1 pseudogene is annotated in these 331 nt (G+C 50.5%); it reads right to left on the reverse strand.

Annotated elements, in window-relative coordinates:
- Nucleotides 1–65: 65 nt before the first annotated feature.
- Nucleotides 66–331, reverse strand: a pseudogene (locus EXE45_RS20135) (hypothetical protein); the annotation flags it as partial.

The raw sequence follows: 331 nt of genomic DNA on the forward strand, positions 1-331 counted from the left end.
GATGAGCCCTTCACCTGTATTGTGCGATTGGTCGTCGTCAGGATCCGCAGGTGCCAATAAGTCACCTATTCAACAGTGTGTTCCCAAATTACTGCAGCGTTTTCGCCGATTACTTCGCTTGGTTCTCTTCCACCTGCGCCATCTTTTTTCACCTCTGTTGGGTTCCAGACTATGCGAATTGTGATCCCAGACAGGTCCCCAACGCCACCGATTTTTATCGTCTCTCCTGCTGTCCAGTATTCGCCAACACCGGATTGATCATTCCCCTCTGTCAATTTCTCACCGACCGTTGCGTAACCACCATTTGGGTCCGTATCTGGGCCACCAATAT

The sequence above is a fragment of the Halorubrum sp. SP9 genome, assembly GCF_005435015.1.
Taxonomy (GTDB): domain Archaea; phylum Halobacteriota; class Halobacteria; order Halobacteriales; family Haloferacaceae; genus Halorubrum; species Halorubrum sodomense.